The following is a 23,821-nucleotide window of genomic DNA, read 5'->3' on the forward strand; positions in this document are numbered from 1 at the left end:
ATTGCCAATACCTAGGGTTATTTGGCATCAATCGTAGACTAATTCGCCATCTTCAAAGCGAGTCTTCACTTCACATACCATTAATGCAGCGCGTTGACCGATCGCGACACGGCGATTCGGAAATACAATCGCTTCATTATCATTCTTCGCCATCAGCGGTTTATCACCGTCATGGCCAAATACTTCACCGTGCACAAACGACGTAAAGTTCTCGACGTTGTCATCAAACATGAAATCGAAGTCTTCGTGTAAGCGAACAATAGAGCGGCTGACACGGTACTTGATGCAAGGTTTCGATAAGTGTTCAGCTTGCGCTTCGGCAAGTAGATTGCGCAAAGACAAGTCGAATGCGGTTAGCCTATCCAGGTCATTTTCACCAATGCGAGCCACACGTCCCAGCTCCATGGTTAACGCTTGGGCACCATAGTTCTCAGCACTAAACCAACTGAACGTACTCGTTGGGGAGTTAGACAACAGTACCGCTTCGATGTGTGCGCTGTCTAGAAAGTCGATTAAGGCTTTGCTACGCACTGGGTGACGCGTTTTTGGGCTAACAGCGAAGGTGTAATGCTTAGAATCACGAATTGCACAGTGCAAATCGAGATGCCAACGTGTTTCGGTCGCAGTATCTTGGTAGAAGTCTCTCACCAACAACTTAAGCGTATCTGCGATCGTCAACTCTTTGCTTGGGTTGTGTTCTTTTTCATCAAACAGACGGTTGAGGTTTTCTTCAAGGAATCTCGTATGCGCCAATGTTGCATCTGGATGAGCAATAATAAACAGACAGCGAGCCTCGACTTTTTGGAAGCCTGATTCGATGTCTTTGATCATAGTATCCACCAGCTCCATCGGTGCCGTTTCATCCCCATGCACACCACATGAGATGATGATGTTCTTGGTTTCCTGCGTATATTCATCAGGAATCACTTCTAGCACACCACGCTGATAAAGTTTCAGTGTTACACCGTTAGGCAGCAGCAGCTCCGCTGGCGCAACATCAGTATCTACAGCTAACGTGTCGGTTAAAAACGATTGGCGAAAGAGAGACTTCGTCATACGTTACTCCTTAATAGCACGGCGGGTATGTTAATAAATTGTACAAAGAATTTTTGTCGTTGCGATCCCACTTATGAGCAGAAGCCAGCAATTTTCTCAAAAATCCCATACCTTTTCGCGCCATGCTCTCGAATCAAGCATTGAGGCGTTCATTTTCCAAACAATTACAAGGTGTTAGGGCTATGAATTTTACCACAGCCCTTAATATGATCATTATGATTTGATCAACTTTTGGCGTTTATTCACTGCGCTGGGCAAGTAAGCGTTCAAATTCATCGACTTTATCACGCACAAGCTCAACACTTTGCTGCCAGAACTCAGGTTGAGTAAGGTCCATCGATAAGTGTTTTGTTACCACATCTTCCGCCATCATGTTGCCTGTATCACGCAATAATGCGACGTAATCACCGTAGAAACTTTCCCCTTTCGATTCGCGCTGCGCGTAAATACCTTTACTAAATAAGAAGCCAAATAGGTACGGATAGTTGTAGAAACTCACACCTGAAATCGAGAAGTGTAACTTGCTCGCCCAGAAGTAAGGATCCGCTTCACTCATTACATCGCCATACCACTCTTTCCACGTCTCAGACATTAGTTCACAGAAGTCATCTGCCGTGAGTTCACCGTTTTGGCGACGCTCATAGAAGGCTTTCTCGAACTCGTAACGAACGGGAATATTTATCATCAATGCCAACGCGGAAGACAACTCCTCCCAAAGCATTTCGAGTTTGTCATCCACACTTTCTGCTTTTGAAATCAGATGATCACGAACGATGTTTTCCGCAAAGATAGATGCCGTCTCGGCCAAGGTCATTGGGTAGTATGTTTGACACAGCGGTAGGTCACGAATAACCCAGTTGTGAAATGCGTGCCCCAGTTCGTGCGCAAGCGTCATTAAATCAGAGCGGCTACCACTCCATGTCATGAATACCAATGGCGTACGAGTCGCTGGCAGCTTAGTACAGTATGCGCCAAGGCGTTTGTTAGCATTAGGTGCTGCATCAATCCAGCCATTTTTAACCATCATACGCACAAACTCTGACATCTCTGGATTAACCGTTTCAAATGCCTCACAGATAACGTCTATCGCTTCATCGAAGCCATAAACCTTTGCCTCACCGCTTAACGCTGGCATTGCCGCTAGGTGATTCCATGGTTTCATTTCATCCAAGCCGTGCACTTTCGCCATTAACAGACCCGCTTTCTGACCAACACCCCGGCTGTCTTTTGCTACTTTCATCATCGCATCAAGCGTTTCAGCTTTGATTCGGCTACCGTGCAGGCTTGGGTCAAGGAAGTGAACATCGTGCTTCGTCGAACGCTTTTTGTTTTCGGTCAAACGCCAACCAGATAAGGCATTAAGAATCGCAGAAAAAGACTCTCGGTGAGTAGCCATTGCACTTTGCACGCCTTTCCATGCTGCTTCTTGTCGTTCAAACTCAGAGCCATAAAGGATGCTCGCAGCCTGTGAAAAACCAAGCTCTTCACTGTTTCCATCTGCATATTCTAACTTCACTTTTAGTGAACCAGTTAGGTTGTCATACAGTTTGCCCCACGCTGATTTACCATCCACGCTCATCGCCGCAAGTAGCTTCTCTTCTTCTGTACTTAGACGGCTATCGGCTAACTTTCTCGAATTGAGAATTGAGAATGCTTGTCCACTGATGTCTGGATTTTCGTGATCAAGTACACGAGCGATAAATTCTTCATCGGCGTGCGTCAATGTTAAGTCAAACGCACTGAATGCTTGGGATAGCTCCGAGAACAGACGCGTCATTCGACCAAGCAACGCTTTTGCTTCAGCATTCGTCGCATCCACCGAGGAATAACAGTTGGCAAAATTAGCAATTGTACCTGCCAAACGGCTTGCCGCTTCACTGGTTAAAATGGCATTTTGCATCACGTCTACAGACTGACAATCTGTCGACTGTTTGTTAAGCAAGTCGATACACTGCTCTACCAGTGCAATATCATCTTGAATTCGTGGATCCGCAAGGTCGTTATAAACGATGGATAAGTCCCAACTAGGAGTGGTCATTTGTAGTTCCTTTTGATGTAATCGAGCCACTTCTTCGCGCTCTTAAACTCAGTAGAGCTCGAGATCGTGGCTACTTCCGTGACTCATTTTCAACAAATGGTACGCCTATAGAGCGAACTGAGGCGTAAATTTGATCATCGATGGTAATCGTTATATGTGTTACTGACGCATTTCCTATCGCTAATGTCGAATACCATCGTGGATTGCGCCAATCTACACCCAACACGTGGGCAAGAATCATTCTTATTACGCCACCATGCGTGACAATTAGCAAGTTGTCATTGATATCGTTGATTATTTGAGACCAAACACAACTAACGCGCTGGTAAAACGCTTCTAGAGTTTCAGCATTTGGCAGGGGGTGCTGCGCGGGTGCGTTCCAAAAAGCATTCAGCTTAGCCCAATGATCAGATATCGTATCGAATGGCACGCCATCAAAGTCACCGAAATTGAGCTCTTGTAGATCGTTTTCTACATTTATCGGTAACAGTTGCTGCTCTGCAATGATCTGCGCCAAGTCGTGACAACGTGACAGCGGCGACGAGATGATACCCGCTACCGATTCCCCTCTCCTTTCCCAAGCTTGAGCTATTTTTAGTTGCTCAACGTGATCCACTTTGAGATCCGTCTGGCCATGTAAACCAGGAGGTGCGACAACCTTTCCATGCCGGACTAAATAGAGATTAAGCGTCTTCATGTATTGATATTCTATGATTTCAGTTCAAGAGGCAAGCCTGCGGCCACAAAGGTCACTTGATCGCACACCTGAGCCAACTGCTGATGCATTCTCCCTGCATTATCGACAAAGTAGCGACTTACTGCACCAAGTGGGACGATGCCCAATCCCACTTCGTTAGACACAAAAATCAGTGTCGCATTTGAGCTAGACACTGCTTTTACGAGTTTTTCAATCTGTGCTTCTAGCTGCTCATTACAGCAACCGTCACCCAATTCAAATATCCAGTTGTTAATCCAAAGCGTTAAGCAATCCACCAGCACAACATCTTTTAGGCCGAAGCTACTAATAAGCTCTGGCAGATGTAGTGGGCACTCATGCTCTTGCCAACCTTCCCCTCGCTGCTTCTGATGGTGTGTGATACGTTGCTGCATCTCTTCATCAAATGGTAGTGCCGTCGCGACATAATGCAGCATCGATTGGTTTTCTTTCGCCCAGTGCAGCGCTCTGCTTTCTGCCAAACTGGATTTTCCGGAGCGAGCTCCGCCTAGGATGAGTTGCTTCATGATATGTGGTAAAACGCAATAAGAGTGAGATAAACAAGTAGCTCGGACAATTGTTGAGCCGCCCCAAGACAATCCCCCGTAAAACCACCAATGCGTTGTGTTAACCAACGCTTAAAGCCAATGCGAAACAGTGCTAGAACCAGCGCGATGATCACCGCCTGACTCACGCCAAGTAAAAGCGCGACAACACCACTAGTGAATAGCAAGATCGCCACTTCTAAGCTTGATTGCTTATTCGCTAGCGGTTTACTTTTCGAGGTGTCAGCATCGCTGACATAAGGCATGTCATAAATCAGCGTGGCAGCCAATGCCCGACTCACGGTATAAGCCACGACAATGATCAACCAAAACTGAGGTACTCTGACTAGCTCGCTCCAGAATACAAATTTTGCTAACAGCGCCATCACCAGCGTCACCGCACCATAAGTGCCAATGCGACTGTCTTTCATAATTGATAAACGACGCTCTATGGTCATTCCACCGCCAATACCATCGGCCGTATCGGTCAGTCCGTCTTCGTGGAACGCCCCCGTTAACAGCAGGCTAAAAACCATGGTTAACACTATCGCGACAGAAGGAGGAAAGAGAAGCGCAGTCAGTGAAAATACCACCGCGCATAGCAAGCCAAGTACCACACCAACGAGTGCGAAGTATCGACCCGCTTGATTCATACGTTCGTCACTGTAAGGTAAATGGGCAGGAACCGGCAAACGGCTAAAAAAGCTAACCGCTAACAGAAAAAGCTCGCCTTGATACCGCAGCGAACGAGTTTCTGATGACGTCATATTTTCAGAACAAGACACTAAACCGTTACTCCTGCACTCTCAAAGCTCGCCATTTTGTTGTAAAACTGAGCGGCTGCTTTGACGAGAGGTAATGCCAGCGCAGCGCCTGTACCCTCACCTAAACGCAAACCCAGATCTAACAGTGGCTCTGCTTTTAGGCACTCCAAAACAAATTTGTGACCATTTTCTTCAGAGTGGTGAGCAAACAACATGTAGTCACGCGTTTCTGCATCCAATAAGGTCGCGACATAAGCAGCAACAGAGACAATAAATCCATCGACTAGTACTGGCGTTTTAAGGCGCTTGGCTTCAAGAAATGCTCCCACCATCTGCACGATTTCAAATCCCCCCACTTGCGCTAATACGCCTTTGGCATCTAGCTCGTGGCAACGACTCACAGCTTGCGCAACCAACTTGATTTTACGGTTCAATTGCTCTTGAGCGATGCCGGTACCATAACCGACACAATGCTCGACTTCCAAAGGACTGAGTGCTGTTAACAGTGCAGAAGCGGAGCTTGTATTACCAATTCCCATCTCACCGAACATGAGTAAGTTTGAACCGTTTTGAATGCTTTGTTCAGCCACTTTTGCACCAAATTCTAAGCCCAAGCCAACTTGCTCTAGAGACATTGCGGTTTGCTTAGAAAAGTTTGCGGTACCGTTACCTAATCGCTTTTCAATCAAATTAGGATGATGTTTAAAATCAGGAACCAACGTATCGATTGGCGATAGCATGCCACAGTCGATCACTTTAAAATCGATTTGGTTAATATCGCAAAAGCAGTTAATCGCTGCGCCGCCCGCTAAAAAATTAGCAACCATTTGTTGTGTGACCGCGCTTGGAGCAATGCTTATGCCCTCTTCAGCAATACCATGGTCACCGGCAAAGATCAGCATAATTGGATTACAGATTTCTATATTGTCAACCGCTTGTGACTTACCTTGACTTTGAATGAGTGCAAGTTCTAATGCGACCTTCTCAAGTTGGCCAAGTGCTCCTAAAGGTTTGGTTTTGTTATCAATGCGCGCTTGAATTTCGGGGACAAAAGAGCGTTCCATGATGATGGTTCCTTTCTATTTATTTTGGGCGAGCGACAGAGAAAGCGTGTTCCAACCAAGCGATAAAACTACCTTGGCGATAATGTGCTAAAATTAACGTTCATGCGACGTCCTTGGTCTTAGAAAATCTTTTGAGATTTAAAATCTCTTAATTTGTAGATAGGACAAGTGTACCCCTCTTCTACCCAATTTCATCTGATTTTCTGTGTTAAAAGGCGTTTTTGTCATTTTAAGTTTCATTTTGATAAGCACATGAATTTACCAAATTAGTTTACTCCTTTAGACCAAGTCCAAAGCGTTGTCTGCTATGTATACCCAAGTAACCTCGAGATGCTTGGTTCAGCGTATCTAATACTAAAAAGTGAGGAACCATGTTTGCCAATCAAAGTCGCCGTCCCGCGAAAAAAAGTAAGTCTAATCCCCCACGCCATCGCCGGCGAGCCATTCCCTTGTCATTTTCCTAATCAAACGACCCGCACACTCTGCGGGTCACTTTGATGAGTTAAACACGACTTAAATGCCGAGGGGGATGAAATACGCTACACTAGCGTAAGCAGCTGTTCTCAATAAGGAAGAATACCATGAGTAACGATACAAACGCCTGCGTGATTATCGCCGGAGCGACAGGGTTAGTAGGTAAAGAAATCGTTACCAACCTAGTGTCACAGTCTGGCATTGAAACCTTGTATTGCCTTTCTCGTCGAACTTTGGATGAGGTATCTGATCCTGAAAATAAAATCATTCCTATCATCGATGCAGACCTTTCTATCCACCACTGGGATGAACAACAACCGACGCCAAAAATTGGTTTCATTTGTTTGGGTACCACGCTTAAACAAGCGGGCAGCAAAGAAAACTTACGTAAAGTTGATGTCGAGCTAGTGTGTAAGGTCGCGCAACAAATGAAAATGATTGGGGTGAAACGCTTAGCCGTTGTCTCTAGCTTAGGTGCAAATGCCACCTCCTTATCCCATTACCTCGCTTGCAAAGGGCAGATGGAAAAAACCATTGAGAAGATAGGATTTGAAGAGGTGGTCTTTGTTCGACCTGGACCTCTCGTTGGAGAACGGACAACGCCACGTAAAGATGAAAGGCTGCTTCAAAGTGTTTTCAAGGTCATTCGCCCACTTATGATAGGAAAGTTGGCTGATTTCGTTCCAATTAACGCGAAAGACGTTGCCAACGCGATGATTTATCAAGTATTCAGCTACCAGAAAGATCCTGTGGTCTATCTGCATAGACGTGACATGCTCGATTTATTGCATCATTACGACTGACGTTAGGTACTTCGCCTTCCTGCATGCCCGTGTAGCATGACAAGTTACTAGGCGACTCGGCCTGGGAGTAATTCTATGCACTCGCAGAGTCATTGTATCTAAAACATCGCTCCGTCATGTCTCAATCAATATTTGCGACACAACCAAAACTTCTGGTACGAATCACCTTGTTAGCTGTACAATTTTCGTTAAATGTGAACAAATAAATAGTTAAGAATGCTAGAGCCAAATTTAGATAAATACCAAGCAATTATCTTTGATTTAGACGGAACCTTGATAAACTCTATGGTCGCTCACGCTGCTGCTTGGGAACAAACCTGCAATAAATTCAATATTCCCTACGACAAGGAGTGGCTTGATGATCTGGGTGGCATGCCCTCTCGCAAAGTTGCACTTGAGATTATCAGACGTTATGCGCTGACAATCGATCCTATCGCTGTTACAAAAGACAAAATTGCAAATTTTGAGGCGATTGAGAACAAGGGAAATATTATTCCTCAAATATACAACCTTCTAAAAGAGTATCAACGTTCTAAAAAGATAGGCATTGGAACTGGTGCTCAATACCGACATGCCAAAGAGATCCTAGACGCCACCGATATTCAGAGCCGCATTGAAGCTTTGGTTACTTCTGATGATGTAGAGAATCATAAACCTAATCCAGATACCTTCTTGAGAGTTGCGGAAAAGCTCAATACTGATACCGAAAAGTGTGTCGTATTCGAAGATACGACCATTGGTCGACAGGCAGCTAACAGAGCAGGGATGGATTGCTATCTCGTCAAACATGGCGAAATTATCGACTTCTACCCTGCAATTAAAACTAGAGAAGAATAATGAAAGAGTGCCTTATCGCTCCCTCTATACTTTCTTCCACTCTTGTTCGTCTTGGTTGAGATGCCGCCAATATCACTAGGTGCCGAATCTGACGTTTGGTCACACAGAAAAACCACACTGAATTTTCGTAATAAAACCACACATCTTGTTGACAGCCATCACACTTAGGTGCAAATTAGCTACATATCACACACTAAGATAAGAAAATACATGAACTCTAAAGTAATGACGGAAAAAAACAACGAGACTCTAGTAAAACCTTCTCTTCTAGGCGAGATGCAATTTTTCGCTAAACTAACTCTTGCCATGACTGCAATCGTAATACTAGTTTCATCAGCTTGGTTCTAATCTTTTAGAATTTAAGCCCGATAGAAAGTGTGTAGTGCGGTGTCAATTGAGCCTCTTATACATACTACCTTCCTAAAAAGATGCCATTGCAATAGATTATAGATTGACGACCCGTTCTCTTATCTGCGTTGAGAGTAAAGAGACATAAGTAATATACCAAGTAGGCCATTGGGAAGAACATCACCATTTTATAATCAAGTTCAAAGACTTCTTTGTATCGTGGTATCAAAGAGTGACTACAAACAATGATTATGCCCCTAATAAAGAATATCAACGAAAACAGCAGAGGTGTGTCATTTATAGAACACATCTTTAAAGATATTTCTCTACCTAGCGAAAAATAAATGAGAAAATAAAAAGCAGAAGTTACCTCCTGCTCTTCCTCTCAACAAGTAATGGTGTTTGTCTTAGCGTTAAAGATCTAAACCAGATTTATTAGCAATACGTTTAAGGGTTGATTTTGCCTGTTTGATATCTTCTAGCCAATTGTCATTCTGCGCCCACATCTCAATCACCAGCGGAGAACTGTAGTCTATCTCTGCTAATGTCTTAAAAATGGCTGCGAAATCTACCTGACCTTCACCAATAACCAGATCACGGAACTGCCCTTGACACGTTTCCGACACTCGCAGAGTGTCCTTCAAGTGGACTTGAACTAGATGATCACGACTCAGTTTTAACTCGGTACATACATCGTAATTCCACCCTGAGATGTTGCCTACATCTGGGTAAGCCATAAAGTATGGTGATGGAATCTCACGCTTAAGTACTTCAAACTTACTCAATGAGTTAAGGTAAGGCGTATCCATTATCTCAACACCTAACATAATACCTGCACGCTCTGCCATCTTCGTAGCTTCTTTCATGCCTTCAATAAAGCGAGTATGAGTCTCAGCTGATTGTGATTCATAGTAAACGTCGTAGCCTGCCATTTGAATACAGCGAATACCTAGCTTATAAGCAAGAGCGATGGCCTTATCCATGATGACAAAAGATTCCTTGCGCACGGCTTCATCCATTGAACCAAAAGGGAACTTACGGTGGGCACTCAAACACATCGATTGAAAAGGCATCTCGTACTTTTCACAAAGTCTGCGCAATTCATAAATCTCTGCGTCAGACCAATCCAATCGCGCTCGACGTTCTTCAGTTTCATCGACTGAAATTTCAACAAAGTCAAAGCCTAGTTCTTTCGCATAAATGAAACGTTCTTCCCACGTCAGAGAAGTTGGCATTGCCTTCTCGTAAATACCTAATCTGAATTTGTTTTTTGAATCAAACATCTTTATTCCTTAAAAGAGTTGTTGTTCGATACTTTCAGTAACTTTTTTAATTTTCCTTGCTAACTCTTCGTAGCCTAGTGCTTTCATTTTTGGTGTTAGCGAAGAAACACTTACTGCATATACCGGAAATTTATTTTTATCGAAAATAGGCACAGCCACGCATGAAATACCCGCTTCATTCTCTTCATCATCAAGGGCATAACCTTGCTCTTTAATCTGCTCAAGAACCTTGAAAAAGTCTCCTTTATCCAAGATGGTATTTTCGGTTAATGGCTTCATCGTGCTTGCGTTACGTTGCCAGTACGCCTCACGTACTGTCTCTGGACTAAACGCCAAGTAGCACTTACCCGCTGCCGAGCAATACATTGGTGAATGCAAACCAACATAAGTTCGGGTTCTAAATGATGCATCTGCTGGCTCAAATTTATCCTTAAAGATAATGTTGTCAGCATCAAAAGAGAGGAAGTTCACCGTCTGTTTTACATCAAGTAACAGACCTTCAAGGTGAGGTTTAACCGCTCCTGTCACATCAGAGTTTAATGCTGTGTGACCGAGGTGAACGAGTTTCATCGTCAATCGGTACTCCTTACCTGATAGCATTTGAGCCACGTAACCAGAAGCTTCAAACGTTGATAAGATGCGATGAATTGATGACTTATTAAATCCAGTCCCCTCAGAAATTTTTTGCAGCGAAACACCATTAGGGTAATCCCCGAGGAATTCCAATACAGTTAAGGCTTTAGACAGCGATTTAATTTGTTCACTCATATAAGTACTACCAGTGTTTTCCTATTTCTCTGTGGAAGTTATCCGCGATCTCACATCCATTTTCACCAGCCAATGCTCGGCCAGCTATGAAAGATTTTGCAGTAAGGTTCTTAAATAAATGCAGATCTTCTGGAACAATACCACCTGTTATAGATAGTTCAATTCCCAGTTCAGATAAATTTTTCATTTTGGCTAAATCTTCCTTGGTCCAACTTACACCAGCAAGCTCAGCATCACGTGAACGGTGGTAAATTGCTTGAGTAATGCCCATATCAATCCACGCCTTCGCATCTTCTAATGTCCAGTGACCATAAAGCTCGATTTGAACTTCACCACCAAACTCATCGGTCACTTTTTTCGCCGAGCGGATAGTCTCAATATGTGCTGCTGCACTCACTGTTACCCAGTTCGCCCCAGCCTCCATTGCAAGGCGAGTCAAGGTAGCACTGGCATCGGTAATTTTCATATCGCATACAATGGTATGATTCGGGTACTTCTCACGCACAACCCGCACACTGTCTACCCCATGGGCAAACGCCAAAATTGTACCGACTTCAATCACATCTAATTTGTCTGCTACCTTTTCAACTGATACGAGTGCAGTTTGAATATCGGTTGCATCAAGTGCCATTTGTAGTAATGGTCTAGACATCACTCTCTTCCTCAAATTGTTTGAATAGCTCTACCAGTCGCTGATAATTTTTGAATTTTTTCTGATAGCGTTGGTAGTTGTCTCTGTTTGGATAAATTCGCTTACTGCCAGTCGCTAGTGTGTCGCTACACTCTTTTAGTGAAGTAAACTCACCTGCACCAACCATAGCCACCATTGCCGCTCCCAAAGAGCCGGTTTCATCAAGACTTGAAACTTCAACAGTCAATCCAGTTAGGTCCGCAAGCATCTGCATCCATACTGGGCTTGATGATGGACCACCAGTAACTTTAAGTACATCCGCCTTAGGGAAACGCTGACGCATACGCTCCAAATGAACGTTATGGCAGAATAGAATACCTTCCCAGATCGCTTGAATCGTATGGCCCTTGGTGTGGTGAGACTGCAAACCATAGAAGCCGGACTTAAGACCAAGACCTGCATTTGAGCCATATAGGAATGGTATAAAGTAGATACTACTGCTTGCTGGCTCTAGGGCTTCGACTAAGGCTTGGTTTTCAGCATGGTTTAGTTCACCGTCTTCACCTAGATAGTCAGCAAACCACTCATAGTTTCCTGCTGAAGTGGGACTAGCTTCATGAATGATATACTCACCATCAACCGCGTAGTGGCCATAGACAAAGTTATGTGATGCCTCTGTTACCTGCTTGGAGATACCAGAGGTTACCGCCCAAGTGCCCATTACATAGTTCAGTGTCTCCTCTGAGGAATTGATTCCAGAGCAGACTGCAGTTGAAACAACATCAAACAGACCACCAAACACTGGTGTGCCCTCACTTAACCCTGTTTCTGCTGCAACTTGTGCTGTGACTTTGCCAGCTTGCTGCTGTGGTGTCACAACAGGAGGCAATGCGTTCCAGATCTCTTCAATGCCAAAAGTCTCAAGCAAAGATTTGTCATATTGCCCAGTAATTGAATTGAAGAAGTTACTCTCCGAAATATTGGTTAACTCTGCCGCAACCTCACCCGTTAGGCGATAACGTAGGTAGTCATGAGACATCAGTACCGCACCAATTTGGTTATAGCGCTCGAAGTCGTTCTCTTTAATCCAACGGATAATAGAGACTGGATGCCCGGTCCAAAGCGTTTGCAGAGTGGTTGGATAGATCTCTTGTGCCTTACCTTCCGCTAGCCACTGTTTAACTATTGGCAATGCACGCGAGTCCGAAGACATAATGCCATAGCCTAGGTTCTTCCCTTGCTTATCAAGTAGATAAACTCCCTTACCTTGAGCTGAAATGCTAAGCCCTTTGATTGCTGTTGGGTCAACCTGTGTTGTGCCAATGAGCTGTTTAATCACCGTCACCGCATTTGACCAAAGTGCGTCTAAGTCTCGCTCAACCCAACCTTGTTTGTCATTAATGACGCTTGCTGAAACACGCGCTAAACCTTGTTGCTCACCCTTTGCGTTGAACAGTGCGGCCTTCATAAACGTACCGCCTGAATCAATACCAATGTAGTAATTCATTATTTCGCTTCCAGTAAATCGTTGTGAATCTTCACCACTAACTTTCGCACTGGCTCACTGTTGCCATCTTCGATGTTGGTGACGTGGACGATATTCGGAGTGAATAGGTAGAACTGGTTCGGTGTCGCTTTAATAAAGTTAAGCTCAACACCTTCAGCCTTGTAAAACTGTAAGTCACGGTGTTCTAGGTATGGCTCCGCATCAATGTGCTCGCCAGTGTCGAAGGACCAAGCCATCGTTTCTGAGCCACGCAGAACAATCTGTAGATCTGAGTGGTACTTATGTACTTCTGGCTGAAAGTTTTCTAAAGGCTCTTTTTCGTATTCTAGAACCACAAACCACGCTCGATTCGACTCAAAGCTCGGCAACTCATGACGACCCAGCCCCAAAGATTGAGTATCTAAACTATTGAGGTATTCAAGGACATTTTGCACAACAACCGGGTATGACTTAGTCATCAGTGTTGGCTGAGTATTTCCAACTAACATATAAATTCTCTTTTCACGAACTTCTACAGCAGCAACTCACGCAGTAAGTTAGCTAGGCTCGTTTCATCATCATTTGATTTTTCTGTTACAAGATTGGCATTCGCTTTCACCGTTTCATCGGCGTTTTGCATCGCAATACCAAGGCCAGCTGCGCTAAGCATCGAAATATCATTATGGTTATCTCCCACTGCAATACACTCCCCTAATGAGATGCCTAGAGGTTGAATATAATCACTAAGTGCATTGCCTTTTGTATTACCAGCGGCTGAGAAGTCAACACGATCAACCCAAGATCGTTCACCATTAAAGTTTTGTTTTACAAATGGAAGATTGGCAAAACTATCAATGTCTCTTCCCTCAACAACAAACTTCCAAACAAATTCTGTTTGTTGCACCTCATGGTGGAAGTCCTCCACTTTCTGAATATTTGGGCGCTTCTCTACAGGGAATGTTTGGGACCATTCTAGCAGCGAATCCATATAGGCAATTGGACGCTTTACTGAATAGAGCATTGCATCACGAGCATACATCACCATTTTCATACCATGCGCTTCAGAGATAGAAATAAACTCAGCGGCATTCTGTTTTGAGATTGAATTTTCATTTACAACAGAGTCTGTTGCGTAATCAAAAACATAAGTGCCGTTACAGCAGATTATTGGCGTTGTCAGCCCTAGCATGTCGTAGTAAGGTTTTGCCGCAATATGATGACGACCCGTGACAATCACGACGTGTGTCTGCCGCGAAATTTCCTCAATGACTTCCACCAAAGTTGGGCCGATGGAATGTGCTGAGTTCAATACTGTTCCATCAAGATCTAACGCCAATAATTTATGCATAGTTGCTGCCTTTATTTCTGACCATAGTAAGAATTAGCACCGTGCTTACGACTATAGTGCTTATCCAGTAGCTCTCGTTGAATAGCAATTTCAGGGTTAATGGCACGAGTCGCGGTTGCCATTGCAGCAATTTCTTCCATTACGACTGCATTGTGTACTGCATCTGTTCCGTCTTTACCCCAAGTAAAAGGGGCATGACCACAAATAATTGCACCAGGCATGGCAGTAGGATCGATATCGCGTTTACTAAACTCTTCTATAATTACAAGACCAGTATTTTTTTCGTAATCGTTACTAATCTCTTCAATTGTTAACTGCCGGGTACATGGTACGTCCCCATAAAAATAATCAGCATGAGTAGTACCTAAGGCCGGGATATCTTTACCTGCTTGGGCCCAAATGGTCGCGTTGCGAGAGTGCGTATGTACGATGCCACCAATACTTGGGAATGCCTTATAGAGTTCGATATGTGTCGCAGTATCGCTTGATGGATTTAAGTGGCCTTCAACATGATTACCCTCGAGATCAATAACTACAATGTCGTCTGTTGTCATAACATCATATTCAACACCAGAAGGCTTTATAGCGATTACACCGCGTTCTCGGTCAATTTCAGAAACATTACCCCAGGTAAACGTAACTAGGCCATACTTAGGTAGTTGCAAGTTTGCTTTTAGCACTCGCTCTTTGAGTTCTTGGTACATAAATGCCTGCCGATATTTTGATAATTTAATTCATGAAGTCGGGTAGAAATTAGGCTACCCCGTAGAAGATACAGGGTGACCTAGTCCGGAACTATTTAGCTGCAACTTTGATCTTGTTGATCATAGTGTCACCATTCTTCTCAATATATGCACTCCATACTGGTTGGATAGCCTTTTGGAATGCGGCACCATCTACGTCACGGTTAACTTTCATACCGTTCGCTTCTAGTTTAGCGATCATCTCATCTTCTTTTTCGATGCTTAGCTTACGTTGCATTGCTACTGCTTCAGTTGCTACTTCTTCAATAACTTTTTGCTCTTCAGCGCTTAGATTATTGAACTTACGTAAGTTCATCGTTAGAACTAGTGGAGAATATGCATGCTGGGTAAGGCTCAGATACTTCTGTACTTCATCAAACTTAAATGACAACGTAACTGAAATTGGGTGATCTTGAGAGTCAACAACCCCTGTCTCTAGAGCAGTGTATAGTTCAGCAACTGGAAGCTGTTGAGGGTTAGCACCAAGTTCATTAAACATATCGTTTAGTGCTTTCGAGCCATTCACGCGCATTTGTAAACCTTTCACATCAGCCGGAACACGAATTGGTTTTTCGTTGTTCGTCATGTTACGGTAGCCATTTTCTGGGTAACCAAGCCCTTTTAAGCCAAACTTCTCAAAGTTTTTCAAAACCTCTTTACCTGGTTCGCCATCAAGGACCTTATAAGCCGTTTCACGATTAGGGAACATGAACGGTAATGTGAAGGCAGCAGACTCAGGCATCATACCGTTGTAGTTATTTAGACCAACCATCGCAAAGTCAACGATACCTGCACGACTGCCATCGATCATTTGCTTATCATTGCCAAGCTGGCCTTGAGGATAGATATTGATCTTAATATCGCCGTTTGTACGAGCTTCAACTTCTTTTTTAAAGAACAGAGACAGATCCTGTTGAAGGTCTGATTCTGGTGCCGCATGAGCCAGTTTCAAAGTCGTTGCAGCAAAAGCGTTTGAGCCCATTGCGATTGTTGATGCTATTACAGTGAGTTTTAGTAGGGTTTTCATTTTTATTTTCTCCATCGAGGGTTAACCAATGACAAATGACATTGGTATAGTGATGATGCTCGGAAAGATGATAAACAACGTGAGCAGAGCTATGTAGGCGCCAATGAATGGAAGTACTCCTTTCACCGCCGTTGACATTGGAACTTTAGCGACACCACACACCACATTGAGTACCGTGCCTACAGGAGGCGTAATTAGGCCAATTGAACAGTTAATTACAAACAGCAGGCCAAAATACGTAGGGTCGATGCCGGCCATTTTGATAACAGGCATCAATAAAGGAACAAGAATTAGGATTGTTGGGCTTAAATCCATTACCATGCCAACACACAATACCAGTAGCATGATCACTGCCATAAGTAGACGTGGGCTATCAACCAGTGGGCCTAACATTTCTGCAAGTTGTTGAGGAAGCTGGGCGACGGTAATTAGCCAAGCTGCTACCATTGCACAACCAACCAAGAACATAACCATTGCGGTCGATCTGCCAGCGTTGATTACTATTTCATAGAATTTCTTAATGGTTAGCTCGCGGTAAACAAACGTCGAAATAAAGATTGCGTATACCGCTGCAACAACTGCTGCTTCTGTTGGTGTAAAGATACCGAATCGAATACCAACAATGATGATAATCGGTAGCAATAGTGCCCAAACACCATCTTTCAGTGCTGCACGTTTCTCTGTTTTGGTCGCTTTTGGCGATGTATCTAGATTCTCTTTTCGAACCGTCATACGCCAAACAAACATCAACGTTACCCCCATCAACACGCCGGGTACGATACCGCCAAGGAATAGGTTTTTAATTGAAATACCGCCAGCAACACCAACTAAAATCAGTGGGATTGATGGTGGAATAACGGGTGCAATGATACCGCCTGACGCTAGTAGACCCATTGAAGGAGCTTCCGGGTATTTTGCCGCTTTCATCATAGGGTAAAGAATACTAACCAGTGCTGCTGCGTCCGCCACTGCAGAGCCTGATAGACCGGCAAGCAGTACCGAAGTCATGATAGCTACATAGCCTAATCCACCCTGACGGTGACCAACGTAAGTTGTTGCTAGTCGAACAATACGTTGAGATAAACCGCCCGACGCCATTACTTCACCCGCGATTAGGAAGAATGGAATCGCAAGCAATGTAAAGCTGTCTACACCATTAATTAAAGACTGCGCAAGAATGTCTGCACTAAAGAAATCCATCTGAACCATGAGCGCCATTGAAGACAATAGCAACGCAAACGCAACAGGAAGACCAAGTAAGATTGAGACAATCAATACCGATAAGAAAATGGCCAACGTCATTATTCGTTCTCCTCTTCTAGACTATCTAACTGCCAATCCGGCTTGAAGATGCGCACAAAAGCAATCACCCCCATCAATGCACCAGAAACAACACCAGCTAGATAAAATAATGCTGAAGGAAGCCCTGTAAGTTGAGAAATATCTGACCAGTTAGACATCATTTGACGGTAAGAACCTACATAGAGCATGCCAACAGAAATCAGTACAACCACCCAACAAATACGTCTTAGTACAGGTACTGCTTTCGGGAATAATCGTTCAGAAAACTCCGACACAGCAAGGTGTTCACCACGGCGCAGCACCACTGCTGCACCGAGCATTACTACCCATACAAGACCAAGGCGAGATAGTTCTACTGAGGGACGAAGGCCAGAAGAAAAGCCATAGCGCAACACCACGTTGGTGAACACCAGCACGATCATGCAAGTCAAAATGATTGCCATCATCACATCTATGCTTTTCCAAATACTCTTTAGCACACTTTGCATAAAGCTTTCCCCACCTATGGTAAATTACAGAGACGTAATTTGTTCCCAGATACCGTCATTAATTTCGATACCACCGGCTGCTTCATGTTTATCAATGAAGTTTTGGATTTCAGAACCTGCAATCATTACTGAACCTGATTCAGCAGGCTCAGAAGCAAGTACGTAATCACGAATGCGCTTCATCTCTTTTGCGTATTGGCCTTCATCCATTGTCTTGCTTAGGTCGATAGCGATTAGGAATTGAGATACACCAAACTCACCACCCATATCTTCAGTGAGAGCGGGTACTGAGTTACCACCAGTGATGGCTGTAAGCATCATGTCGAGTACGATTGCCATCGAAGAACCTTTCCAGAACCCCATAGGCAGTAGACGCTTGTTTTCCCATAGAACATGTGGGTCTTTGGTTAGCTCACCGTTGTTGTCAAAACCACCAACAACCGGAAGCTCTTTATCTGCTAATACAAAGTTTTGTAGTTGCCCGTATGAGAACTGGCTCATTGAGCAGTCAACAACTACTGGTGGCTCGCCTGCAATTGCCATAATTAGCGGGTTTGAGCCAATGCGGTGATCCTTGCCACCCCACGCAGGCATAACTGCAATTGAGTTAGTAGATGCAATACCAGCAAAACCTTCACGTGCCATTTTTAGGACATAAGCCCCACCTCGCATCCAGTGGTTTGAGTTACGCATACCCACCATGCCGATGCCGTAGTCACTTGCTAGCTCCATTGCACGCTCAGCACAGATAAGACCATTTAGAACACCTGGCCCAAAGTTGCAGTCCCACTGTTCAAGTGCGCCCATGCGGTTCACACACTCAGGTTCCGCATTAAGTTTGATTTGCCCCTTATCGACTTGATCTATGAAAACAGGAAAGCGATTAATGCCATGTGAATAAGTACCTTCATTCGCCATCTCTACAAAGCCAGCAGCAAGTTTAGTTGCCATTTCAGCTTTCATTTCACGGGCTAGTAAGATGCGTTCGTATTCTTGTTGTAGTTTTTCAATTGATACTAGAGGCATTGCCTTTCTCCAAAGATTATTAATTCCGCCATACGGAATTAATAATTGCTTCAATTCCATTTTTTGTCATTATTTCTTACCAAGAAGTTTGACACCATACAAACTTTAATCATAAGTGTATGTTTTTAATAGCATTTTTAGAGAAGGTACAAATTGTGACCACAAACGCAAAGTTATTATAATGCGAAACAAAATAAGCACGATTTTTGAACAAATTCACAGATATAATATTGGAAACTTTGTATTTGAGCCCAGAGAGATTCCGTAATACGAAATATAATTGAGATCTTAATTCGCAATACGGAACAAAAATTTCGTAATTACTAATTTAAAAGACTTAAAAAACCTATCGTATACTTCGGATCAGACCGATTAGTCATTTCCGCTGTTTTTCATTCGTCACACCATGACCCGTTGGTTACGCGCTTATGGCTGCGGGTCAGTGGAGCACCACAGTGCTGGGGCATCGTCCTGATAAAGCGACGCTGCCCCAATCGCAACCGCTTAGTTTCCTGCCATGATGGCCGCCCATAACGTTCTTGAGCGCATTTTACGCGGGCTACAGGGTCGTGAGGGCCTGCGTTTAGAACGCTTCACGTGGTGAGTGTCATGCGTACCAGAACGTAAACGTTTCTCGCTTAATCGACAGTCCTTTATTTTTGCTATACTGATTTACTGCCGATATTGTGATTGGTTTGAGAATTGATGCCCCCGGAAATAGGTGATCATCATAGATATTCATCAACCTTTCCAACATTGGTTTTATATGTTTAGGAATGGGCCTGCGGATAGGATTGGCTGTTTTGCTAAGTTCTGGTTCAACTGTCTAGATATCATTGGCCACATCGAAATGTCTTCGTTTAGACGTACCGAGTTCTTAAAATTGATTCCCCCCCGAAAGTGCAATCTCGGGATATCTTCCCTCTTCTCTCAACTCAAGCATCCTTTTATGGATTTGCCTTGCATTTTAAAGAGTGATTATCGGATACTTGCCAATACGAATACGTTTTTTTTGCCGTTAAATCTGCAACGATATTGAAATGTGATGTTTGCTTTGGCGATATTTTCGCAATCAGTCCCTCACCGTCATTCAGTTCTGCTGGGCCGTCATATTCACTTAACTTCGCAATAGCTTTTAACTGGTTGTCTGTGATACTCAAGGTACCCCCTTAGATTTGGACGCAGCATTCACAAAAATCGGACGCACATTTGGACGCAAATGAAAATGTAAAACACTTCAAAACAATAAAAGCCCAGTAAAAAAACAGTACATAAGGCAACGCTAATCTACTGATAAAAAAGGACTATTTTGAAGAATAACGAACAAAAAGTGAAAACTATGAACAATTCAGAACAACCGACATTCTTCTTCTTTGACTATGAGACTTGGGGAACCAACCCTGCCAAAGATCGTCCAAGTCAGTTCGCTGGCGTTCGTACCGACGAAAACTTTAATATCATCGGCGAACCGCTCGTGATGTATTGTCGACCACCTGCTGATTATCTCCCTTCACCAGAAGCAGCGCTAATTACGGGAATTACACCACAAAAAGCCATGCAAGAAGGCCTTCCCGAGCCTGAGTTTATTGCCAAAATTCACGCAGAACTTGCAAAGCCGAATACGACCAGTCTGGGCTATAACAGTATCCGCTTCGATGATGAGGTGACTCGCTATACCTGTTACCGCAATTTTATTGATCCGTATGCATGGAGTTGGCAAAACGGTAACTCTCGTTGGGATATGCTTGATGTGATGCGTGCATGTCATGCATTACGCCCTGAAGGTATTGAGTGGCCGGAAAACGATGAAGGGTTCATTAGTTTTAAACTTGAGCACCTATCTGTAGCCAATGGCATTGAACACAGCAACGCTCACGATGCAATGGCAGACGTGATTGCGACGATTGAAATGACCAAGAAGATCAAAGCGGCACAACCTAAGCTGTTTGATTACTTCCTCTCTATGCGTAATAAACGTAAACTGAATGAGTTGGTCGACATCGTAAACATGACGCCATTGATGCACGTTTCAGGCATGCTTGGACGCGAGTGTCAGTACACCAGTTGGATTGTTCCGGTGGCTTGGCACCCAACCAACAACAACGCTGTGATTACCATCGACCTCGCGAAAGATCCACAGCCAATACTTGAGCTTTCGGCCGAAGAGTTACACGAACGTCTTTACACCAAACGCAGTGAGTTAGGTGATTTGCTGCCGGTACCGGTCAAACTTGTGCACCTGAATAAATGCCCGATCCTTGCTCCAGCCAAGACGTTAACCGCGGAAAATGCAGAATCGATCGGTATTGATCGTCAGCAGTGTTTAAACAATCTTGCACTGCTTCGTCAGCACCCAGAAATTCGTGAAAAACTCATTAGTCTATTTGCGACTGAACGTGCATTCGATAAGAGCGATGACGTGGATACGCAGTTGTACGATGGATTCTTCTCCCCTGCAGATCGCGCGGCCATGGACATTATTCGCGAAACCGATCCAAATAACCTTGCCGCGTTGAATATCGAGTTTGACGATAAACGCATCAAGCCGCTGTTATTCCGCTATCGTGCACGCCATTACTCAAACACGCTAGATGAACAAGAGCAAAGATGCTGGGCACAACATTGCCGTGAGGTGTTTGAAAGTCAAATTGAAGAGTACATGCTGAATTTAGAAAACTTAGTTCACGAACATGAAAGTGATGAAAAAAAGATAGCGATACTAAAATCTGTGTATCGCTATATAGAGAGTTTAGCCTCATAACTTTCTCCTTAATTCCAGCGCACCTTCGGGTGTGCTTGTTGTTTTATATGCCAACAAAATGAAAAAAGAACGATTATTACAACTGGTCCATGTTTTTATTTCCCTCGCATTGATCATGGGTGCACTCGGTATCGGTAACACGATTCAAAAATACACAGCCATCTCAGTTCCTGGCAGCGTGATTGGCATGCTTGTGCTGTTTCTGTCTATGGTCTTGGGTATCATAAAAGTGGAATGGGTTAAGCTAGGGGCGACACTCTTTATTCGCTACATGATCTTACTATTTGTTCCAATCAGTGTGGGTCTTATGCAGCACTTCGACATGCTCATTGCAAACGCTCTACCTGTTTTGGCAAGTGCCGTCGGGGGATCACTGATCGTATTAGTTAGCCTTGCATGGTTCCTTAATTACCTGCTCAAGGAGAAAAACTGATATGTGGTTAATTGTCACGATTGTTGTGTTTCTCGCCGCTCGCCAAATTTCGATTAAGCTGAACAACCCAATAGCAAACCCGCTTTTGATCAGTATTTCCGTACTGATTCCACTGTTAACTTACTTAAAAGTGCCATTTGAAACTTACTATGCTGATAATCAATGGCTCAGCTTTTTACTTCAACCGGCAGTCGTTGCGCTTGCCTATCCTCTGTATGAGCAGCTACCACAGATCAAAGCCAATTGGCGCATTATTGCCTTGGCTTGCACTTTAGGCAGCGTCATGTCGATGCTTACAGCAACGCTTATCGCGGTCGCTTTCAAAGCCGACATCAGTCTCATCGCAAGCCTGATAGGCAAGTCCGTTACGACACCGATTGCAATGGAGATCTCCAGCTCCCTTGGCGGAGAAGCGGCAGTCGCGGCAATTCTGGTTCTGATTGTTGGCTTGTTTGGGGCTATTTTGGCTTACCCTATCTTCAACATCATCGGCATTAAGCACCCCATCGCACGTGGGTTAACAATGGGTACCGTTTCCCATGCTTTAGGTACGGCAACATGTGCGGAGAAACAACCTGGCGATGCAGCATTTTCTTCTTTAGCGTTAGTGCTGTGCGGCATTATTACTTCAATATTAGCACCAAGCTTCTTTGCTCTCGCGGTTTGGTTGTATCAATAACCCTCCGAGGCTTGCCAACGAAGGGCAAGCCTTTTTACTCGCGTATCAAACTCGCAATATGAAAAAGCGTTGATATAGTTATTTATGAGGCAAAGGTAACATTATCACTTAATGCAATCGAATACATGTGTGAGCTCACCCAAGCAATGAAATGAAATGGGTTATTGCACACACGAACATGATCTGGAGCACGGATTGTTTCCCTATTTCGCATAGAATAACTGTCCATGCAATAACAAGGATTCAACATGAAAAGTCGCATTGAACAGGCGCTAGCAAGCGCTCCCGAAGCACTTTCAAAACATCTTGCTCCTATCGTCCAAGCTGACGATTTTGATGCCACTCTTTCTGAACAGCAATTTGAACAGCTGCTTACCGCTACAGGTCTAGCAGATAAAGAGCTTCGTGTTGCTCTGCTTCCTTTTGCCGCCGCATACTCTTATGCTCCAATTTCTGAATTCTATGTAGGTGCAATCGTTCGTGGTCTTTCCGGTCGCTTGTACTTCGGCGCAAACATGGAATTCTTTGGTGTTCAGCTAGGTCAAACCGTTCATGCCGAGCAATCGGCAATCAGCCATGCTTGGATGAAGGGCGAACGTGGCGTGAAAGACATCACCATTAACTTCAGTCCTTGTGGTCATTGTCGCCAGTTCATGAATGAACTATCGACCGCTAGTGAACTAAAAGTTCAGCTACCTGAACGTGAAGAAAAGTCACTGCATGAGTATTTACCAGAAGCATTTGGCCCAGCAGACCTAGGCGTCGAGTCTGGCTTAATGGCAGAGATGAAACATCAGTTCGCTTGTGATGAAGACGATGCACTGATTCAAAAAGCCGTTAATGCAATGAACATGAGCCACGCACCATACACAAACAATCTCAGTGGTTTAGCTCTAGAAATGACCGATGGACGCGTGTTCCAAGGTTCATACGCAGAGAATGCCGCCTTCAACCCAAGCCTCCCACCGTTACAAGTGGCTCTTATCCAAATATTGCTGGCCGGTGGAGAATTCGAGAATATTAAAGCCGCCGCATTAGTAGAAAACTCACAAGGTAAGATTAGTCACCTCGCTTGTACACAATCAACGCTAGAAGCGATTAACCCTGATATTCCTGTCAGTTTCGTAAACCTGTAATTACATTGAGTGCATCAGGAAAGCTCTACAACCGTAGAGCTTTTTTTATTGTAAAAAATCACACGC

25 protein-coding genes are annotated in these 23,821 nt (G+C 44.0%); 6 read left to right on the forward strand and 19 right to left on the reverse strand.

What is annotated here, in order from left to right:
* Nucleotides 1-27 precede the first annotated feature (27 nt).
* The 6 genes from AK965_RS02355 to cobT form a co-directional block, all read right to left on the reverse strand.
* A complete protein-coding gene (locus AK965_RS02355) occupies nucleotides 28-1,056 on the reverse strand; it encodes a succinylglutamate desuccinylase (protein ID WP_099078095.1) in 1,029 nt (342 codons plus the stop codon).
* Between the two features lie 238 nt (nucleotides 1,057-1,294).
* The gene (locus AK965_RS02360) at nucleotides 1,295-3,094 is read right to left on the reverse strand and encodes a M3 family oligoendopeptidase (protein ID WP_099078096.1); all 1,800 of its coding nucleotides are present in this window, start codon (nucleotides 3,092-3,094) and stop codon (nucleotides 1,295-1,297) included.
* Between the two features lie 70 nt (nucleotides 3,095-3,164).
* Entirely contained in the window at nucleotides 3,165-3,791 is a 627-nt protein-coding gene (gene cobC, locus AK965_RS02365; RefSeq protein WP_099078097.1) for an alpha-ribazole phosphatase, read from the reverse strand.
* 11 nt (nucleotides 3,792-3,802) lie between these two features.
* Complete coding sequence (gene cobU / locus AK965_RS02370; RefSeq protein ID WP_099078098.1) at nucleotides 3,803-4,336, reverse strand: bifunctional adenosylcobinamide kinase/adenosylcobinamide-phosphate guanylyltransferase; 534 nt, start codon at nucleotides 4,334-4,336, stop codon at nucleotides 3,803-3,805.
* Nucleotides 4,333-5,121, reverse strand: coding sequence for an adenosylcobinamide-GDP ribazoletransferase (locus tag AK965_RS02375; protein WP_099078144.1), 789 nt, complete (start codon nucleotides 5,119-5,121; stop codon nucleotides 4,333-4,335). Before AK965_RS02375 ends, cobU begins: the two co-directional genes overlap by 4 nt.
* A 17-nt stretch (nucleotides 5,122-5,138) precedes the next feature.
* Nucleotides 5,139-6,182 (reverse strand): nicotinate-nucleotide--dimethylbenzimidazole phosphoribosyltransferase, encoded by a 1,044-nt coding sequence (cobT, locus tag AK965_RS02380; protein ID WP_099078099.1) that lies wholly within the window; start codon nucleotides 6,180-6,182, stop codon nucleotides 5,139-5,141.
* 581 nt (nucleotides 6,183-6,763) lie between these two features.
* Here cobT and AK965_RS02385 point away from each other — a divergent pair.
* Both AK965_RS02385 and AK965_RS02390 read left to right on the forward strand, forming a co-directional pair.
* Nucleotides 6,764-7,459, forward strand: a complete 696-nt coding sequence (locus AK965_RS02385; protein ID WP_099078100.1) for an NAD(P)H-binding protein — start codon at nucleotides 6,764-6,766, stop codon at nucleotides 7,457-7,459.
* 216 nt (nucleotides 7,460-7,675) lie between these two features.
* Nucleotides 7,676-8,296 carry an HAD family phosphatase gene (locus AK965_RS02390; RefSeq protein WP_099078101.1) on the forward strand — a complete coding sequence of 207 codons (621 nt, stop codon included), beginning with the start codon at nucleotides 7,676-7,678 and terminating at the stop codon, nucleotides 8,294-8,296.
* A 761-nt stretch (nucleotides 8,297-9,057) separates the two neighbouring features.
* Here the strand turns inward: AK965_RS02390 and AK965_RS02395 are convergent.
* From AK965_RS02395 to AK965_RS20600, 13 genes are all read right to left on the reverse strand, one after another.
* A complete protein-coding gene (locus AK965_RS02395) occupies nucleotides 9,058-9,927 on the reverse strand; it encodes an L-ribulose-5-phosphate 3-epimerase (protein ID WP_099078102.1) in 870 nt (289 codons plus the stop codon).
* A 9-nt stretch (nucleotides 9,928-9,936) separates the two neighbouring features.
* Nucleotides 9,937-10,695: an IclR family transcriptional regulator gene (locus AK965_RS02400; protein WP_099078103.1), complete on the reverse strand. Its 759-nt coding sequence runs from the start codon at nucleotides 10,693-10,695 to the stop codon at nucleotides 9,937-9,939.
* Nucleotides 10,696-10,702: 7 nt separating this feature from the next.
* Entirely contained in the window at nucleotides 10,703-11,347 is a 645-nt protein-coding gene (locus tag AK965_RS02405) for a 3-keto-L-gulonate-6-phosphate decarboxylase UlaD (protein WP_099078104.1), read from the reverse strand.
* The gene (locus tag AK965_RS02410; protein WP_099078105.1) at nucleotides 11,340-12,833 is read right to left on the reverse strand and encodes an FGGY-family carbohydrate kinase; all 1,494 of its coding nucleotides are present in this window, start codon (nucleotides 12,831-12,833) and stop codon (nucleotides 11,340-11,342) included. Before AK965_RS02410 ends, AK965_RS02405 begins: the two co-directional genes overlap by 8 nt.
* On the reverse strand, nucleotides 12,833-13,321 hold the full coding sequence (locus AK965_RS02415) for a YhcH/YjgK/YiaL family protein (RefSeq protein WP_099078106.1): 489 nt from the start codon (nucleotides 13,319-13,321) through the stop codon (nucleotides 12,833-12,835). The genes AK965_RS02410 and AK965_RS02415 overlap by 1 nt, the downstream gene beginning before the upstream one ends.
* Before the next feature lie 23 nt (nucleotides 13,322-13,344).
* A complete protein-coding gene (locus tag AK965_RS02420; RefSeq protein WP_099078107.1) occupies nucleotides 13,345-14,160 on the reverse strand; it encodes a Cof-type HAD-IIB family hydrolase in 816 nt (271 codons plus the stop codon).
* Between the two features lie 11 nt (nucleotides 14,161-14,171).
* Nucleotides 14,172-14,864 (reverse strand): L-ribulose-5-phosphate 4-epimerase, encoded by a 693-nt coding sequence (locus AK965_RS02425; protein ID WP_099078108.1) that lies wholly within the window; start codon nucleotides 14,862-14,864, stop codon nucleotides 14,172-14,174.
* A 91-nt stretch (nucleotides 14,865-14,955) separates the two neighbouring features.
* Complete coding sequence (locus AK965_RS02430) at nucleotides 14,956-15,930, reverse strand: DctP family TRAP transporter solute-binding subunit (protein ID WP_099078109.1); 975 nt, start codon at nucleotides 15,928-15,930, stop codon at nucleotides 14,956-14,958.
* A gap of 21 nt (nucleotides 15,931-15,951) precedes the next feature.
* A complete protein-coding gene (locus tag AK965_RS02435; protein ID WP_099078110.1) occupies nucleotides 15,952-17,232 on the reverse strand; it encodes a TRAP transporter large permease subunit in 1,281 nt (426 codons plus the stop codon).
* The gene (locus tag AK965_RS02440) at nucleotides 17,232-17,720 is read right to left on the reverse strand and encodes a TRAP transporter small permease (protein ID WP_099078111.1); all 489 of its coding nucleotides are present in this window, start codon (nucleotides 17,718-17,720) and stop codon (nucleotides 17,232-17,234) included. The genes AK965_RS02435 and AK965_RS02440 overlap by 1 nt, the downstream gene beginning before the upstream one ends.
* 24 nt (nucleotides 17,721-17,744) lie before the next feature.
* Nucleotides 17,745-18,746: a 3-dehydro-L-gulonate 2-dehydrogenase gene (gene yiaK, locus AK965_RS02445; RefSeq protein ID WP_099078112.1), complete on the reverse strand. Its 1,002-nt coding sequence runs from the start codon at nucleotides 18,744-18,746 to the stop codon at nucleotides 17,745-17,747.
* 607 nt (nucleotides 18,747-19,353) lie between these two features.
* On the reverse strand, nucleotides 19,354-19,488 hold the full coding sequence (locus AK965_RS20830) for a hypothetical protein (protein WP_301182216.1): 135 nt from the start codon (nucleotides 19,486-19,488) through the stop codon (nucleotides 19,354-19,356).
* A gap of 205 nt (nucleotides 19,489-19,693) precedes the next feature.
* A complete protein-coding gene (locus AK965_RS20600; RefSeq protein ID WP_253252649.1) occupies nucleotides 19,694-19,906 on the reverse strand; it encodes a hypothetical protein in 213 nt (70 codons plus the stop codon).
* Between the two features lie 179 nt (nucleotides 19,907-20,085).
* Here AK965_RS20600 and sbcB point away from each other — a divergent pair, with 179 nt between their 5' ends.
* The 4 genes from sbcB to cdd all read left to right on the forward strand — a co-directional run bounded on the left by sbcB (nucleotide 20,086) and on the right by cdd (nucleotide 23,755).
* Nucleotides 20,086-21,507, forward strand: coding sequence for an exodeoxyribonuclease I (gene sbcB / locus AK965_RS02455; RefSeq protein WP_099078113.1), 1,422 nt, complete (start codon nucleotides 20,086-20,088; stop codon nucleotides 21,505-21,507).
* A 58-nt stretch (nucleotides 21,508-21,565) separates the two neighbouring features.
* A complete protein-coding gene (locus tag AK965_RS02460) occupies nucleotides 21,566-21,940 on the forward strand; it encodes a CidA/LrgA family protein (RefSeq protein WP_099078114.1) in 375 nt (124 codons plus the stop codon).
* Between the two features lies 1 nt (nucleotide 21,941).
* A complete protein-coding gene (locus tag AK965_RS02465) occupies nucleotides 21,942-22,619 on the forward strand; it encodes an LrgB family protein (RefSeq protein WP_099078115.1) in 678 nt (225 codons plus the stop codon).
* A 248-nt stretch (nucleotides 22,620-22,867) separates the two neighbouring features.
* On the forward strand, nucleotides 22,868-23,755 hold the full coding sequence (gene cdd / locus AK965_RS02470; RefSeq protein ID WP_099078116.1) for a cytidine deaminase: 888 nt from the start codon (nucleotides 22,868-22,870) through the stop codon (nucleotides 23,753-23,755).
* The last annotated feature ends 66 nt before the right edge of the window (nucleotides 23,756-23,821 follow it).

Origin of the sequence: Vibrio sp. PID17_43 (genome assembly GCF_002608565.1) — a bacterium.
GTDB lineage: Bacteria > Pseudomonadota > Gammaproteobacteria > Enterobacterales > Vibrionaceae > Vibrio.